Source organism: Streptomyces sp. 3211.6, from assembly GCF_003634815.1.
Taxonomy (GTDB): Bacteria; Actinomycetota; Actinomycetes; order Streptomycetales; family Streptomycetaceae; genus Streptomyces; species Streptomyces katrae_A.
In genome coordinates this window covers 6177682-6192516 of the sequence record NZ_RBXC01000001.1, presented here as the reverse complement: position 1 = coordinate 6192516, position 14835 = coordinate 6177682, and the positions used below count along the sequence as shown (strand labels likewise).

The 14835-nt window shown below is 71.5% G+C and carries 8 protein-coding genes and 1 riboswitch; of the genes, 2 read left to right on the top strand and 6 right to left on the bottom strand.

Going from position 1 to position 14835, the window contains the following annotated elements:
• The first annotated feature begins 29 nt into the window (after window positions 1-29).
• Window positions 30-187, top strand: a riboswitch (cobalamin riboswitch).
• A 32-nt stretch (window positions 188-219) separates the two neighbouring features.
• Window positions 220-3840: a cobaltochelatase subunit CobN gene (cobN, locus tag BX286_RS28505; RefSeq protein WP_121016675.1), complete on the top strand. Its 3621-nt coding sequence runs from the start codon at window positions 220-222 to the stop codon at window positions 3838-3840.
• A 156-nt stretch (window positions 3841-3996) separates the two neighbouring features.
• Complete coding sequence (locus BX286_RS28500) at window positions 3997-6219, top strand: terpene synthase family protein (RefSeq protein ID WP_121016674.1); 2223 nt, start codon at window positions 3997-3999, stop codon at window positions 6217-6219.
• On the opposite strand, the gene BX286_RS28495 is transcribed toward BX286_RS28500, so the two are convergent.
• The 6 genes from BX286_RS28495 to pucD all read right to left on the bottom strand — a co-directional run bounded on the left by BX286_RS28495 (window position 6117) and on the right by pucD (window position 14833).
• Entirely contained in the window at window positions 6117-7325 is a 1209-nt protein-coding gene (locus BX286_RS28495) for a GNAT family N-acetyltransferase (protein ID WP_121016672.1), read from the bottom strand. The two genes, BX286_RS28500 and BX286_RS28495, sit on opposite strands and share 103 nt — an antisense overlap.
• Before the next feature lie 68 nt (window positions 7326-7393).
• Complete coding sequence (locus BX286_RS28490) at window positions 7394-7891, bottom strand: septum formation family protein (RefSeq protein ID WP_079430362.1); 498 nt, start codon at window positions 7889-7891, stop codon at window positions 7394-7396.
• A gap of 57 nt (window positions 7892-7948) precedes the next feature.
• The gene (locus tag BX286_RS28485) at window positions 7949-9250 is read right to left on the bottom strand and encodes a YncE family protein (RefSeq protein WP_121016670.1); all 1302 of its coding nucleotides are present in this window, start codon (window positions 9248-9250) and stop codon (window positions 7949-7951) included.
• Between the two features lie 114 nt (window positions 9251-9364).
• On the bottom strand, window positions 9365-10528 hold the full coding sequence (locus tag BX286_RS28480; protein ID WP_079430360.1) for an XdhC family protein: 1164 nt from the start codon (window positions 10526-10528) through the stop codon (window positions 9365-9367).
• Between the two features lie 118 nt (window positions 10529-10646).
• Window positions 10647-12110 carry an NCS2 family permease gene (locus tag BX286_RS28475; RefSeq protein ID WP_079430359.1) on the bottom strand — a complete coding sequence of 488 codons (1464 nt, stop codon included), beginning with the start codon at window positions 12108-12110 and terminating at the stop codon, window positions 10647-10649.
• 323 nt (window positions 12111-12433) lie between these two features.
• Window positions 12434-14833 carry a xanthine dehydrogenase subunit D gene (gene pucD / locus BX286_RS28470; RefSeq protein ID WP_079430358.1) on the bottom strand — a complete coding sequence of 800 codons (2400 nt, stop codon included), beginning with the start codon at window positions 14831-14833 and terminating at the stop codon, window positions 12434-12436.
• Between the last annotated feature and the right edge of the window lie 2 nt (window positions 14834-14835).

The following is a 14835-nucleotide window of genomic DNA, read 5'->3' as shown; positions in this document are numbered from 1 at the left end:
ACCCCACCTCCCGGCCAGGGAAAAGGCCACCTAAGATGACCTTCCGGCGGACCACTCGGCCCGTCATCGCCGAGGACGGCGACATGGGAGGAAGCCCGGTGCGATTCCGGCGCGGTCCCGCCACTGTGAGCCCCGCGGAGCGATCCGCCGGGTGAGTCAGGAACTCCCGCTGTCCTCACTGCCCGGGGCGCGGAAACCCCGAGGAAGGCCTGCCGCCGCATGATCCTGCTGCTGTCGACGTCCGACACCGATCTGCTCAGCGCCCGCGCCGCGAACACCGCCGGCGGCCCCGTGCCGTACCGGTTCGCGAACCCCTCCCGCCTCCCCCTCGACGACCTCCCCGGCCTCCTCGACGGCGCCGAGCTGGTCGTCGTACGCCTCCTCGGCGGCCTGCGCGCCTGGCAGGAGGGCCTCGACGTGCTCCTCGCCCCCGGCCAGACCCGCCCCGTGGTGGTCCTGACCGGCGAACAGGCCCCGGACGCCCAGCTGATGGAGGCCTCCACGGTCCCGATCGGCATCGCCGCCGAGGCGCACGGCTACCTCGCGCACGGCGGCCCGGCCAACCTCGGCCAGCTGGCCCGCTTCCTCTCCGACACGGTCCTGCTCACCGGCCACGGCTTCGAGCCCCCGGCCGCCTCCCCCACCTGGGGCCCCCTGGAGCGCCCCGCCACGGAGGCGACCGGCCCCCAGGTCGCGGTGCTCTACTACCGCGCCCACCAGATGAGCGGCAACATCGCCTTCGTCCACGCCCTGTGCGACGCCATCGAGGCCAAGGGCGGCCGCCCGCTCCCCCTGTACGTCTCCTCCCTGCGCACGCCCGAGCCGGAACTCCTCCAGGCCCTGTCCGGCGCGGACGCGGTCATCACCACCGTCCTCGCCGCCGGCGGCACCCGCCCCGCCACCGCCTCGGCGGGCGGGGACGACGAGTCGTGGGACGCGGGCGCCCTGGCCGGTCTCGGCGTGCCGATCCTCCAGGCCCTGTGCCTGACGGGCTCGCGCGGCAACTGGGAGGAGAACGACGAGGGCCTGTCCCCGCTCGACGCCGCCACCCAGGTCGCCGTGCCCGAGTTCGACGGCCGGCTGATCACCGTCCCGTTCTCCTTCAAGGAGATCGACGAGGACGGCCTGCCCGCCTACGTCGCCGACGCCGAACGCGCCGCCCGCGTGGCCGGCATCGCCGTCCGCCACGCCCGCCTGCGGCACATCGCCGCCGCCGACAAGAAGATCGCGCTGGTCCTCTCCGCGTACCCCACCAAGCACTCCCGCATCGGCAACGCGGTCGGCCTGGACACCCCGGCCAGCGCGGTGGAACTCCTGCGCACCCTCATCTCGGCCGGTTACGACTTCGGCCCCGCCGCCGACATCCCGGGCCTGGTCTCCGGCGACGGCGACGAGCTGATCCGCGCCCTGATCGAGGCCGGCGGCCACGACCAGGACTGGCTCACCGAGGAGCAGCTGGCCCGCAACCCGGTCCGCATCCCGGCGGCCGACTACAAGCGCTGGTTCGCCGAGCTGCCCGCGGACCTCCGCGAGAGCGTCGAGGAGCACTGGGGCGAAGCCCCCGGCAACATGTTCGTGGACCGCTCCTCGAACCCGGACGGCGACATCGTCCTCGCCGCCCTGCGCCGTGGGAACCTCCTCATCCTCATCCAGCCGCCGCGCGGCTTCGGCGAGAACCCGATCGCGATCTACCACGACCCGGACCTGCCGCCCTCGCACCACTACCTGGCCGCCTACCGCTGGATCCAGGCATCGGCCGCCGACGGCGGCTTCGGCGCCGACGCCATGATCCACCTGGGCAAGCACGGCAACCTCGAATGGCTGCCCGGCAAGAACGCGGGCCTGTCCGCCTCCTGCTCCCCGGACGCGGCCCTCGGCGACCTCCCCCTCGTCTACCCCTTCCTGGTCAACGACCCGGGCGAGGGCACCCAGGCCAAGCGCCGGGTGCACGCCACCCTGGTCGACCACCTGGTCCCGCCGATGGCGCGCGCCGAGTCGTACGGCGACATCGCCCGCCTCGAACAGCACCTGGACGAGTACGCCCAGATCAGCTCCATGGACCCGTCCAAGCTCCCGGCGATCCGCGCACAGATCTGGACCCTGATCCAGGCGGCGAAGCTCGACCACGACCTCGGCCTGGACGAACGCCCCGACGACGACGGCTTCGACGACTTCCTCCTCCACGTCGACGGCTGGCTGTGCGAGGTCAAGGACGCCCAGATCCGCGACGGCCTGCACGTCCTGGGCGGCGCCCCGACCGGTGAGGCCCGCGTCAACCTGATCCTGTCCATCCTGCGCGCCCGCCAGATCTGGGGCGGCACCTCCGCCCTGCCCGGCCTGCGCGAGGCCCTCGGCCTCGACGAGTCGGCGGCCACCCGCACCGCGGCGGACACCGTCGAGGAGACGGCCCGCGCCCTGGTCCAGGCGATGGAGGACGCGAACTGGTCCCCCGAGGCGGTAGCCACCATCTCGGCCGGCCACCCTCAGGCGGTCTCCGACATCCTCACCTTCGCGGCGAACGAGGTGGCCCCCCGCCTGGCCGGCACCACGGCCGAGATCACGAACGTCCTCACCGCCCTGGACGGCGGCTTCGTCCCGGCCGGCCCCTCCGGCTCCCCCCTCCGCGGCCTGGTCAACGTCCTCCCGACGGGCCGCAACTTCTACTCGGTCGACCCGAAGGCCGTCCCCTCCCGCCTCGCGTGGGAGACGGGCCAGGCCCTGGCCGACTCCCTCCTGGCCCGCTACCGCGCGGACCACGACGACGAGTGGCCGGCCTCGGTCGGCCTGTCCCTCTGGGGCACGAGCGCGATGCGCACGGCGGGCGACGACGTGGCCGAAGCCCTCGCCCTCCTGGGCATCCGCCCGGTCTGGGACGAGGCCTCCCGCCGCGTCACGGGCATCGAAGCGATCCCCCTGTCGGAACTCGCCCGCCCCCGAATCGACGTCACCCTCCGCATCTCGGGCTTCTTCCGCGACGCGTTCCCGCACGTCATCGGCCTCCTGGACGACGCGGTCCGCCTGGCGGCCTCCCTGGACGAACCGCACGCCGAGAACTTCATCCGCGCCCACGCCCAGGCCGACCTCGCCGCCCACGGCGACGAACGCAAGGCCACCACCCGCATCTTCGGCTCCCGCCCGGGCACCTACGGCGCGGGCATCCTCCAGCTGATCGACTCCCGCGACTGGCGCACCGACGCCGACCTCGCGGAGGTCTACACGGTCTGGGGCGGCTACGCCTACGGCCGCGGCCTCGAAGGCCGCCCGGCCCGCACCGAGATGGAGACGGCGTACAAGCGCATCACGGTCGCCGCAAAAAACACGGACACCCGAGAGCACGACATCGCCGACTCGGACGACTACTTCCAGTACCACGGCGGCATGGTGGCCACGGTCCGCGCCCTGCGCGGCACGGCCCCCGAGGCCTACATCGGCGACTCCACCCGCCCGGAAACGGTCAAGACCCGCACCCTCGTCGAAGAAACCAGCCGGGTCTTCCGAGCCCGCGTGGTCAACCCCAAGTGGATCGAGGCGATGCGCCGCCACGGCTACAAGGGCGCCTTCGAACTCGCGGCGACGGTCGACTACCTCTTCGGCTACGACGCCACGACGGGCGTGGTAGCCGACTGGATGTACGACAAGCTGACGGAAACCTACGTCCTGGACCCCGAGAACCGCGCCTTCCTGGAGGAGGCCAACCCCTGGGCCCTCCACGGCATCGCGGAACGCCTCCTGGAAGCCGAATCCCGCGGCATGTGGGAAAAGCCGGACCCCCAGATCCTCGAATCCCTCCGCCAGGTCTACCTGGACACGGAAGGCAACCTGGAGGGCGACTCCGACTAACCCCCCGCCGGGCCCCCGCGCCGGGGAACGGGGGCCGTGTCACCTGAAGCGGTGAAATGCGCCTTGTCCGGGGTCCCGGCGGGGTAGGGCAGTGCTGATCTCGTGCGGGGGCCGGGTCGGCCGGGCCCCGTGGCCGGACGAAAGGCGTGCCCCCTCGTGACGCAGCAGCCGTTTCAACTGCCGGAGTTCTACGTGCCGTACCCGGCGCGGCTGAACCCCCACCTGGAGGAGGCCAGGGCCCACACCAAGACGTGGGCGCGGGGGCTCGGGATGCTGGAGGGGTCCGGGGTGTGGGACGAGGCGGACCTCGACTCGCACGACTACGCGCTGCTCTGCTCATACACGCACCCCGACTGCGACGGCGAGGCGCTGTCCCTGGTCACCGACTGGTACGTGTGGGTGTTCTTCTTCGACGACCACTTCCTGGAAATGTACAAGCGTTCCCAGGACCGCGACGGCGCCAAGGCCTACCTCGACCGGCTCGCCGCCTTCATGCCGATGGACCTGGCGGAAGGTTTCCCCGAGGCGACCAATCCCGTCGAGGCCGGGCTCGCCGACCTGTGGGCGCGTACTGTCCCGGCCATGACGGCGGACTGGCGGGAGCGGTTCTCCCTGTCCACGAGGAACCTGCTCGACGAGTCGATGTGGGAGCTCGCCAACATCGGCATCGGGCGCGTCGCGAACCCCCTCGAGTACATCGAGATGCGGCGGAAGGTGGGCGGGGCGCCCTGGTCGGCCGGGCTGGTGGAGTACGTGGCCGCCGAGGTGCCGGCGCGCGTGGCGCACTCGCGGCCGCTGGCCGTGCTGCGGGACTCCTTCTCCGACGCCGTGCACGTCAGGAACGACATCTTCTCCTACCAGCGCGAAGTCACCGACGAGGGCGAGCTGTCGAACGCCGTCCTGGTGCTGGAGACCTTCCTCGGGTGCTCCACCCAGGAGGCCGCAGAGATCTCCAACGACCTGATCACCTCACGCCTCCAGCAGTTCGAGCAGACCGCCCTCGCCGAACTCCCCCGCCTCTTCGCCGACCACGCCCTCACCCCGCCCGAGGTCGCGGCCGTCCTCGCCTACGTCAAGGGCCTGCAGGACTGGCAGTCCGGGGGGCACGAGTGGCACATGGTCTCCGGCCGCTACATGAACGAGGGGGCCAGCCCCACCGCCCGGCTGTCGCTGCCGTTCCTGCCGCGCGGGCTCGGGACCAGCGCGTTCGACCTCGGGTCCGTCTTCACCCGCCGGTCGGTGGAGATGCGCCGCCGCTCCTTCTCCTTCACCCCCTTCGAGCACACCGGCCCGTCCGTGATCCCCGACATCCACCTGCCCTACCGGCTGTCCCTCAGCCCGCACCTGGAGTACGCGCGCGAAGGGGCGCTGGACTGGGCGCGGCGCATGGGGATGCTGGAGCCGCAGCCGGGCGACCCCGGTTCGGCCATCTGGGACGAACAGAAGCTGAACGGTTACGAATTCGCCCTCTGCTCCGCCGGTATCGATCCCGACGCCGGCCCCGATGCGCTGCTCCTCAACGCGTGCTGGCTGACGTGGGGCACGTACGCGGACGACTACTACCCCCTGGTGTTCGGGCAGGCCGGTGACATCGCGGCCGCCAAGGCCGCCACCGCCCGGCTGATCGAGATGATGCCGCTGGACGGCGCCGCACCGGTGGTGGCACCGGTCATCGTGATGGAGCGTTCCCTTGCCGACCTGTGGGTGCGCACGAGCCGGGACATGGCCCCGGACGTCCGCGCCGAGTTCAGGAGCACGGTGGTGGAGATGCTGAAGAGCTGGGTGTGGGAGGTGGAGAACCAAGCCCATCGCCGGATCCCCGACCCCGTGGACTATGCCGAGATGCGCCGCCACACCTTCGGCTCGCAGCTGACGATGTACATGTGCCGGCTCGGCCACGAGGGGCGGGGCATCCCCACCGCGATCTACCGGTCGAGCACCATCCGTTCGCTGGAGAACGCGGCGGCGGACATCGCCTGCATCATGAACGACATCTTCTCCTACCAGAAGGAGGTGGAGTTCGAGGGGGAGATGCACAACCACCTGGTCGTCACCCGCAACTTCTTCGGCATCGGATATCCGCAGGCCCTGCACATCTGCCACTCCCTCATGACGCAGCGCACCGAGGAGTTCCAGCACATCATCGACGACCGGTTGCCGCGGCTGTACGACGACTGGAGGCTGGACGCCGCCGGCCGGGCCGGTCTCGACGCCTACGTGGGCGAGCTCCAGGACTGGCTTGCGGGGATCCTCAACTGGCACCTGAAGACGCACCGTTATGGTGAGGACGATCTGCGCCGGCAGGGCGGCGGGCTGTCCAGCGCCGTCCTGAACAGCGGCTTCGGCATGGCGGCGGCGCGGATCGGGCTGCCCGCCTGAGCCGGGCAGCGGCGGGGGCGGTCCGCTCGCCCGCCCCCGCCGCCATGCCCGGCACGGCTCCCCTTCGTCGCCCCGTCCGGGCCCGCCTTGAGCCGGAACCGTCCGGCGTTCGCGGGCACCCGCGGGTCGGCCAGGTCCAGGACGAGTTCCACCGGCGCCGCCCACGAGCGCGCGGTCAGCGCCTGCCTGACGTCGGCCAGGCGCAGCCAGAGCGCCGGATACTGGGCGGTGACCCTGACCTGGTCGCGGTCGGCGGCGAAGGACAGCAGGGGGTCGTCCGCCGGGCGGCCCCAGGCGCGGACGGTTCCGGTGAGGTCGAGGGAGGCCAGGTAGGTCCACAGGGCGGCGGCCACGGCCGGCGTGGCGGCCTCCAGTTCGTCCACGCGGACCAGGCCGGGCGTGCGGGCGGTGCCGTCGTCGGACTCTTGTTTGGTGCGGTAGAGGACGTAGCCCTCCAACGGCTCCCCGGGCGCGCCGAGGACGAGGATCCGGGGCGGTCCCAACTCCTCGTCCTCCTCGTCCTGTTCGCAGAGCCATTCCTCGGTCCACCGGGCGGGGCTGCGGCTGGGGCGGCCGGCCCGGGTGCGGCGGGCGGCCTCGTGGCGGGGGCCGATGACGGCGAGGGCGTCGGCGGGGTCGACCAGCCGCAGGGGGCGCGGGTCGGGGGCGATGCGCAGGGCGAGCGGCCGGCTGGAGTCGATCTCGATGGTGAGGCCCTGGGTGGCGGGGCCGTAGCCGAAGCGGCCGTAGATGGCGGCTTCGGAGGCCCACAGGCACACGAGCGGGCTGCCGGCGGCCCGGGCGCGGCGCAGTTGTTCGTCCATGAGGGCGGTGAGGACGCCGCGGCGCCGGTGGGTGGGGGCGACGGAGACGAAGGTGAGTCCCGGGCAGGCGAGTTCGGTGCCGGGGACGGTGAGCCGGAAGGGGTGTGCCGCCATGAAGCCGACGAGGGTGTCCCCGTCGTAGGCGCCGAGGCGGTCGCAGCGGCTCAGCAGGGCGTGGTGGCGGGCGCGCCCTTCCGGCTCGGGCCGGTCGTGGAAGACCAGGTAGGCGTGCTCCTGGGCGCGGGCGATGCCGTCCTCGGGTACCTCGCGGATGTCCACCATGATCAGGAGACTAAACGGTCATCGCGGACGGCTCGCACCATAGTGGCTTGATCTGTGCGAACTCAGGATCAGGAGGCGCGCAGGGAGCCGGTGGTCTTGCCCCCGGGTTCGCTGAGATAGCAGATGAGGTCGCGGTCCCCGGCTTTCCAGTTGTCGGCGGACGGACCGAAGAAGTACTCCGTCAACGTGGCCGAGAGTTTCGCGTCGGTGCCCACGTAGTCGGAAAGCGTCTTGCCGCCGCACTTCTCGCGGGCGAGGGGCAGGAGCGCGCTCTCGCCGGGATAGGGTCCGTCCGGCAAGGCGATGACGGCGTACGCCTCGGACTGGTGCGGCTGGTCGCAGGGCACGATGTCGACCGACAAGGGCCCTTGGGTCACCTTGTCACGCTGGTAGTCCTTCGGGGCGGTGCTGGCGTTGAAGCAGTCCCCCACCTCGATGTCGCCCGGATCCCCGGCGGCCGTGGCAGCGAAGGCCGGGCCGGGGCCGGAGAGCGCGAGGAACAGCGTGAGGGCCAGGGCCGCGCCGTGGGGGGCACGGGAGCGCGGTGATCGGGGCAGTCTGGACATACGCGCGGCTCTCCTTGCAGGGGGCGCGAGACGCGACGGGTGTTCCCCCTTCCCACGCTACTCCCGGGTGGCCGCCGGGGCCTGCCGGGCGCCGGGGCCGCTCCAGTCCGCCGGGACGCGGCCGAGGCGGACCCGCTGGGGGTGGTCGCCGACGGGGACGGAGACCCGCTTGGCGCCGGTGGCGAAGTCGATGGCGGTGACCCGGTCGGCGCCGCTCTCGGAGATGACGCAGCCCTTGCCGTCGCCGTCGACGGTGGCCCAGTAGGGCTTGTCGGCGGGGACCAGGGGGCCTTCGGCGAGGGTGGCGCGGTCCACGACGGTGGCGTAGTCGTCCATGGTGCCGGCGACGCAGAGCTTGCTGCCGTCGGGGCTCATGGACAGGCCGTGGTGGCGGGAGTCGTTGACCCAGGTGGTGCGGTCGCGGCTGGTGGCGGGGTTCTCGGGGAGGGTCTTGACCCGGGTGATCCGGTCGCCGGCGACGTCGTACTCCACGAGGCCGTTGAAGAAGGAGACCTGGAAGTAGAGCGTGGACTCGTCGGGGGTGAAGACCATGGGGCGGACGGCGTCGGAGAGGTCCTGGCGGCCGAAGGCGTCGAGGCGTTCGCGCATGTCGACGGTCCGGACGGTGCGGAAGGTCTGCGCGTCGACGACGGTGAGCTTGCGGTCGCCCTTCGTCCAGTCCAGCCAGGGCGCGTCGAGGGCGGAGGTCACGTCCCCGATGGAGCTGTTCCACAGGAGGCGGCCGCCCCGGGTGTAGGTGTTCTCGTGCGGCTTGTCGCCGGTGGCGAAGGAGCCGACCTGGCGGCCGGTGGCGATGTCGAGGACGTGCACGGTGTTGGCGGTGGAGGCGGAGACGGCCACCCGGGTGCCGTCGGGCGAGACGGCCATGTGGTCGGAGCGGTAACCGGCGACGGGGAAGCGCCAGTTGATGCGGCCCGAGCGCAGGTCGACGGAGACCACGTCGGCGAAGCTGGGGCGCGAGACGACCACCGCGGTGCCGTCCGGGGTGGTGTACATGTCGTCGGCGAACTGGTCGTGGCCCTCTCCGGCGGTGGCCCGGATGCCCAGGAAGAAGCCGAGCTTCACGGGGTTGAGGTAGATCTCCCGGAGCCTTTCCTCCTTGTCGGGGATCACGTTGATCCTGCCGACGCGGGCGAGGTCGCCGGTGGAGGCGAGGACGTCGGCGGTGCCCTCCCAGTTGTTGCCGACGAAGAGCACCTCCCGCAGCCCGGGTTCCGTGGCGGGCGCCGCCTGGGGGGACGCGGCGGCGGCCGGGCCCAGCGCGGCCGCGAGGCCCGCCAGTGCCAGGGCGCAGGCCAGGCGGAGGGTGCGTGAAGGGGTGCGACCGTACCGGGACATCCGCTCAACTCCGTTGCGAAGAAGCTCCGTTACCGGCCGGTAAAATAGGCGGGACGCGCAGAAGGCGCAACCCTCGGGGGGCTGCGCCTTCGGTCGTGCCGGTGGTCCGCCGGCTCAGGCGACGGAGCCGATGCGGGAGACCACGGTGTGCGAGGAGTCCCGGTGGATCGGGATGTGCGCACCGGTCAGGGCCGCTCCGCTGCCGCCGCGGCGGTTGGCGACGATCTCGGCGGCGATGGACAGCGCGGTCTCCTCCGGGGAGCGGGCGCCCAGGTCCAGGCCGATCGGGGAGCGCAGGCGCGCCAGTTCGAGCTCGGTCACGCCGACCTCGCGCAGCCGCTTGTTGCGGTCCTCGTGCGTGCGGCGGGAGCCCATGGCGCCGACGTAGGCGACGGGCAGCCTGAGGGCCAGTTCGAGGAGCGGGACGTCGAACTTGGCGTCGTGGGTCAGGACGCACAGAACGGTGCGGCCGTCGACGGCGCCGGACTGGGCCTGGGCCTCCAGGTAGCGGTGCGGCCAGTCGACCACGACCTCGTCCGCCTCGGGGAAGCGCTTCTTCGTGGCGAACACGGGCCGGGCGTCGCACAGCGTGACGTGGTAGCCGAGGAACTTGCCGATCCGCACCAGGGCGGAGGCGAAGTCGATGGCCCCGAAGACGATCATCCGCGGGGGCGGGACGCTGGACTCGACGAGCACCTTGAGGGGCTCTCCGCAGAGCCTGCCGTCGGCGCCGATCTCCAGGACGCCGGTCTTGCCGGCGTCCAGCATGGCGCGGGCCTCTTCGGCGATGGTCCGGTCGAGCTCGGGGTGGCCGCCGAAGCCGCCTTCGAAGGAGCCGTCGCCGAGGACGACCAGGGCGCGGCCCATCAGCTCGGCCGGGCCGTCGGCTATCCGGGCGAGGGCCGCCGCCTCGCCGTTCGAGGCGGCGCGCAGGGCGGTGGCCAGGGCCTCGCGCCGGGGGGAGCCGACGGGAACCGGGGTGACCAGGATGTCGATGATGCCGCCGCAGGTCAGGCCCACGGCGAAGGCGTCGTCGTCGCTGTAGCCGAAGCGCTCCTGGACGGTCTCGCCGTCCTCGAGCGACTGCCGGCAGAGCTCGTAGACGGCCCCCTCCACGCAGCCGCCGGAAACCGAGCCGATGGCCGTGCCCTCGCTGTCGACGGCGAGGGCGGCTCCGGGCTGCCGGGGCGCGCTGCCGCCGACCGCCACCACGGTGGCGACGGCGAAGTCACGTCCCTGCTCGACCCACCGGTTCAGTTCTTCGGCGATGTCCAGCATGTGCGGCCTCCTCGGAGAGGTTCGGTTTCCAGTATGGGTTGCGTGAAGGGTGGTGACCCGGCCGGCACCGGGCCGCGGGGGCCCGGTGCCGGCCGGGTCGGTACCGATCTTCGCCGGACTACTTCACGCCGAGCCACGCCTCGATGGGGTGGAGCGCGAAGAAGATCAGGAAGACGACGGTGAGCGCCCACATGAAGGCACCGATCTCGCGGGCCTTGCCCTGCGCGACCTTGATGGCCACGTAGGAGAGCACACCGGCGGCGACGCCGGGGGTGATCGAGTACGTGAACGGCATGATCACGACGGTCAGGAAGACCGGGATCGCGGTCGCGGCGTCGGCCCAGTCCACGTGGCGGGCGTTCTGCATCATCATCGCGCCGATGACGACCAGGGCCGCGGAGGCGACCTCACCCGGGACGATCTGCGTGATCGGGGTGAAGAAGAGGCAGGCGGCGAAGAGCAGACCGCTGACGGCGGAGGCGAGGCCCGTGCGGGCGCCCTCGCCGACGCCGGTGGCCGACTCGACGAAGACCGTCTGGCCGGAGCCGCCGGCGATGCCGCCGATGGCGCCACCGGCACCGTCGATGAACAGCGCCTTGGACAGGCCCGGCATGCGGCCCTGGTCGTCGGCCAGCTTGGCCTCGGTGCCGACGCCGATGATGGTGGCCATGGCGTCGAAGAAGCCGGCGAGCACGAGGGTGAAGACGATCATGCCGACGGTCATGACACCGACGTCGCCCCAGCCGCCGAACTCGACCTTGCCGAAGAGCGAGAAGTCGGGCATCGAGATGGCGGAGCCGTCGAGGACCGGCGGGCCGTTCTTCCAGGCCTTCGGGTCGATGTCCACGACGGCGTTGACGATGGCCGCGAGGACGGTGCCGCCGACGATGCCGATCAGGATGGCGCCCGGGACCTTGCGGGCCTGGAGCATGAAGATCGCCAGCAGGGTGAGGCAGAAGATCAGGACGGGCCAGCCGGCGAGCTCGCCGACCGAACCGAGCTGGACGGGGGGACCGAACTCGGGGCCCTTGCCGACGAAGCCGGCCTTCACGAGACCGATCAGGGCGACGAACATGCCGATGCCCATGGTGATCGCGTGCTTGAGCGCGAGCGGGATCGCGTTCATGATCATCTCCCGGAGGCCGGTGACGACCAGGAGACAGATCACGACGCCGTACATGACGCACATGCCCATGGCCTGCGGCCAGGTCATCTGCGGGGCGACCTGCGAGGACAGGACGCCGGAGACGGACAGGCCCGCGGCCAGGACCAGCGGGACCTTGCCGATGAAGCCCATCAGGAGGGTGGTCGCGGCCGCGGCGAAGGCGGTGGCCGTGATCAGGGCCTTCTGGCTCATCGTGTCGCCGGCGACGTCCTTGCCGGAGAGGATCAGCGGGTTCAGCAGGAGGATGTACGCCATGGCCATGAAGGTCGTGACGCCGCCACGAATCTCGGTGCCGACGGTCGACCCTCTATGGGTGATGTGAAAGTAACGGTCGAGCCAAGAACGCCCGGCGGGGTTCAGAGAGCCGTCGCCGGCCTCTTCCGCGGTGGTCTTGGGCTCCACAGACGACTGGGTCATGGTGCCTGACTCCCAAGGTTCAAAGGGGCACCCGCATAAAGATTGGAGACGCGGGATTTGGGAAATTGCGTTGGCTGCACGACCCGGGGTGACGGCCCGAGGCGACGCGAAAGTGCACTGCGTGTACTGCGGGTAGTGCGGGGTGACCGCTGGTACTACGGGGGGGGTTTTCGCAGGGGTGCTGCGGGTGAAGCTGACCGCGAGCGGTGCGGTTACTTCGGTGCTCCGGGCGGTGCGGGCGGCAAGTGTGACGTTCCCGTGTCCGCACCGCCCGGAGAGTCCAGGGGGTCCGGGGGCCTCTCGGCCCCCGGACCGGGCCGTTCCTAGAGGGTCCCGGTGAGGGCTTCCGGACGGATCGGCGTCTTGTTGAGCTCCAGACCGGTCGCCGCCCGGATCGCCGCGAGGACGGCCGGGGTGGACGACAGGGTCGGGGCCTCGCCCAGGCCGCGCAGGCCGTAGGGCGCGTTCGGGTCGGCGAGCTCCAGGACGTCGACCGGGATGGTCGGGGTGTCGAGGATGGTCGGGATCAGGTAGTCCGTGAAGGAGGGGTTGCGCACCTTCGCGGTCTTCGGGTCCACGATGATCTCTTCCATGACCGCCACGCCGAGGCCCTGGGTGGTACCACCCTGGATCTGGCCGACGACGGAGAGCATGTTGAGCGCCTTGCCGACGTCCTGGGCGGTCGCCAGCTCGACGACCTTGACCAGACCGAGCTCGGTGTCCACCTCGACGACCGCGCGGTGCGCGGCGAAGGTGTACTGGACGTGGCCGTCGCCCTGGCCGGTGACCAGGTCGAACGCGACGGTCGGACGGTGACGGAACTCGAGTTCGAGGTCGATGGCCTCGTCCTCGAGGATGTCGGCGATGTCCGCGAGGACCTCACCGCCGTCCGTGACGACCTTGCCGCCCTCCAGCAGGAGCTCCGCGTGGGCCCACGCCGGGTGGTACGAGCCGTTCTTGCGGCGGCCCATCTCCAGCAGCGCCTCGCGCACGGCCTCGCAGGTGTTCTTCACGGCGCCACCGGTCATGTACGTCTGCCGCGAGGCGGACGTGGAACCGGCGGAGCCGACCTGCGTGTCGGCCGGGTGGATGGTCACCTGCGTGACGCCCAGCTCGGTGCGGGCGATCTGCGCGTGGACGGTGACACCGCCCTGGCCGACCTCCGCCATGGCCGTGTGGACCATCGCGACGGGCTCGCCGTTGATGACCTCCAGGCGCACGCGGGCGGTGGAGTAGTCGTCGAAGCCCTCGGAGAAGCCGACGTTCTTGATGCCGACCGCGTAGCCGACGCCGCGCACGACGCCCTCGCCGTGGGTGGTGTTGGACAGACCACCCGGCAGCGCGCGCAGGTCCGCGGCCTCGCCGGCGGTCTCCCACTGGCGCTCCGGCGGCAGCGGGCGGGCCTTGACCCGGCGCAGCAGCTCGGCGACCGGGGCCGGGGAGTCCACGACCTGGCCGGTGGGCATGATCGTGCCCATCTCCATGGCGTTCAGCTGGCGGAACTCGACCGGGTCCATGCCCAGCTTCGCCGCGAGCTTGTCCATCTGGGCCTCGTACGCGAAGCAGGCCTGGACGGCGCCGAAGCCGCGCATCGCGCCGCAGGGCGGGTTGTTCGTGTAGAGCGCGATCGCCTCGATGTCCACGTCGTCGATGACGTACGGGCCCACCGAGAGGGAGGAGGCGTTGCCGACGACGGCCGGGGAGGCCGAGGCGTAGGCGCCCCCGTCGAGCACGATCTTGCACTTCATGTGCGTGATCTTGCCGTCCTTGGTGGCGCCGTGCTCGTACCAGAGCTTCGCCGGGTGGCGGTGCACGTGGCCGAAGAAGGACTCGAAGCGGTTGTAGACGATCTTGACCGGCTTGCCCGTGGCCAGGGCCAGGAGGCAGGCGTGGATCTGCATCGAGATGTCCTCGCGGCCGCCGAAGGCACCGCCGACGCCGGAGAGCGTCATGCGCACCTTCTCCTCGGGCAGGCCGAGGACGGGGGCGATCTGCTTGAGGTCCGAGTGCAGCCACTGGGTGGCGACGTAGAGGTCGACACCGCCGTCCTCGGAGGGCACGGCGAGGCCGGACTCCGGGCCGAGGAAGGCCTGGTCCTGCATGCCGAAGGTGTACTCGCCCTCGACGATCACGTCGGCCCGCTTGCGGGCCTCCTCCACGTTGCCGCGGATGATCGGCTGGCGGTGCACGATGTTGGGGTGCGGGACGTGACCGGCGTGGTGGTCGTCGCGGCCCGGGTGGAGCAGCGGCGCGTCTGCGGCGAGGGCGGAGGCCTCGTCCGTGACGAGCGGCAGCTCCTTGTAGTCGATCTTGATCTTGGCGGCCGCGCGGCGGGCGGTCTCCGGGTGGTCGGCGGCCACGAGGGCGACCGGCTCGCCGTGGTGGCGTACCCGGCCGTTGGCGAGGACCGGGGTGTCCTGGATCTCCAGGCCGTAGTTCTTCATCTCGGCCGGCAGGTCGTCGTACGTCAGCACCGAGTAGACGCCCGGCATGGCCAGGGCCTCGGAGATGTCGATGGATACGATCTCGGCGTGGGCGACGGTGCTGCGCAGGGTCTGGCCCCACAGCATGTCCTCGTGCCACATGTCCGAGGAGTACGCGAACTCGCCGGTGACCTTGAGGGTGCCGTCCGGGCGGAGCGTGGACTCGCCGATGCCGCCCTTGGTGTGCTTCTGGGTGACGTTCGTCGGGGTCCCGGAAGGCGTGGTGCGGGTGTTGGCCATGA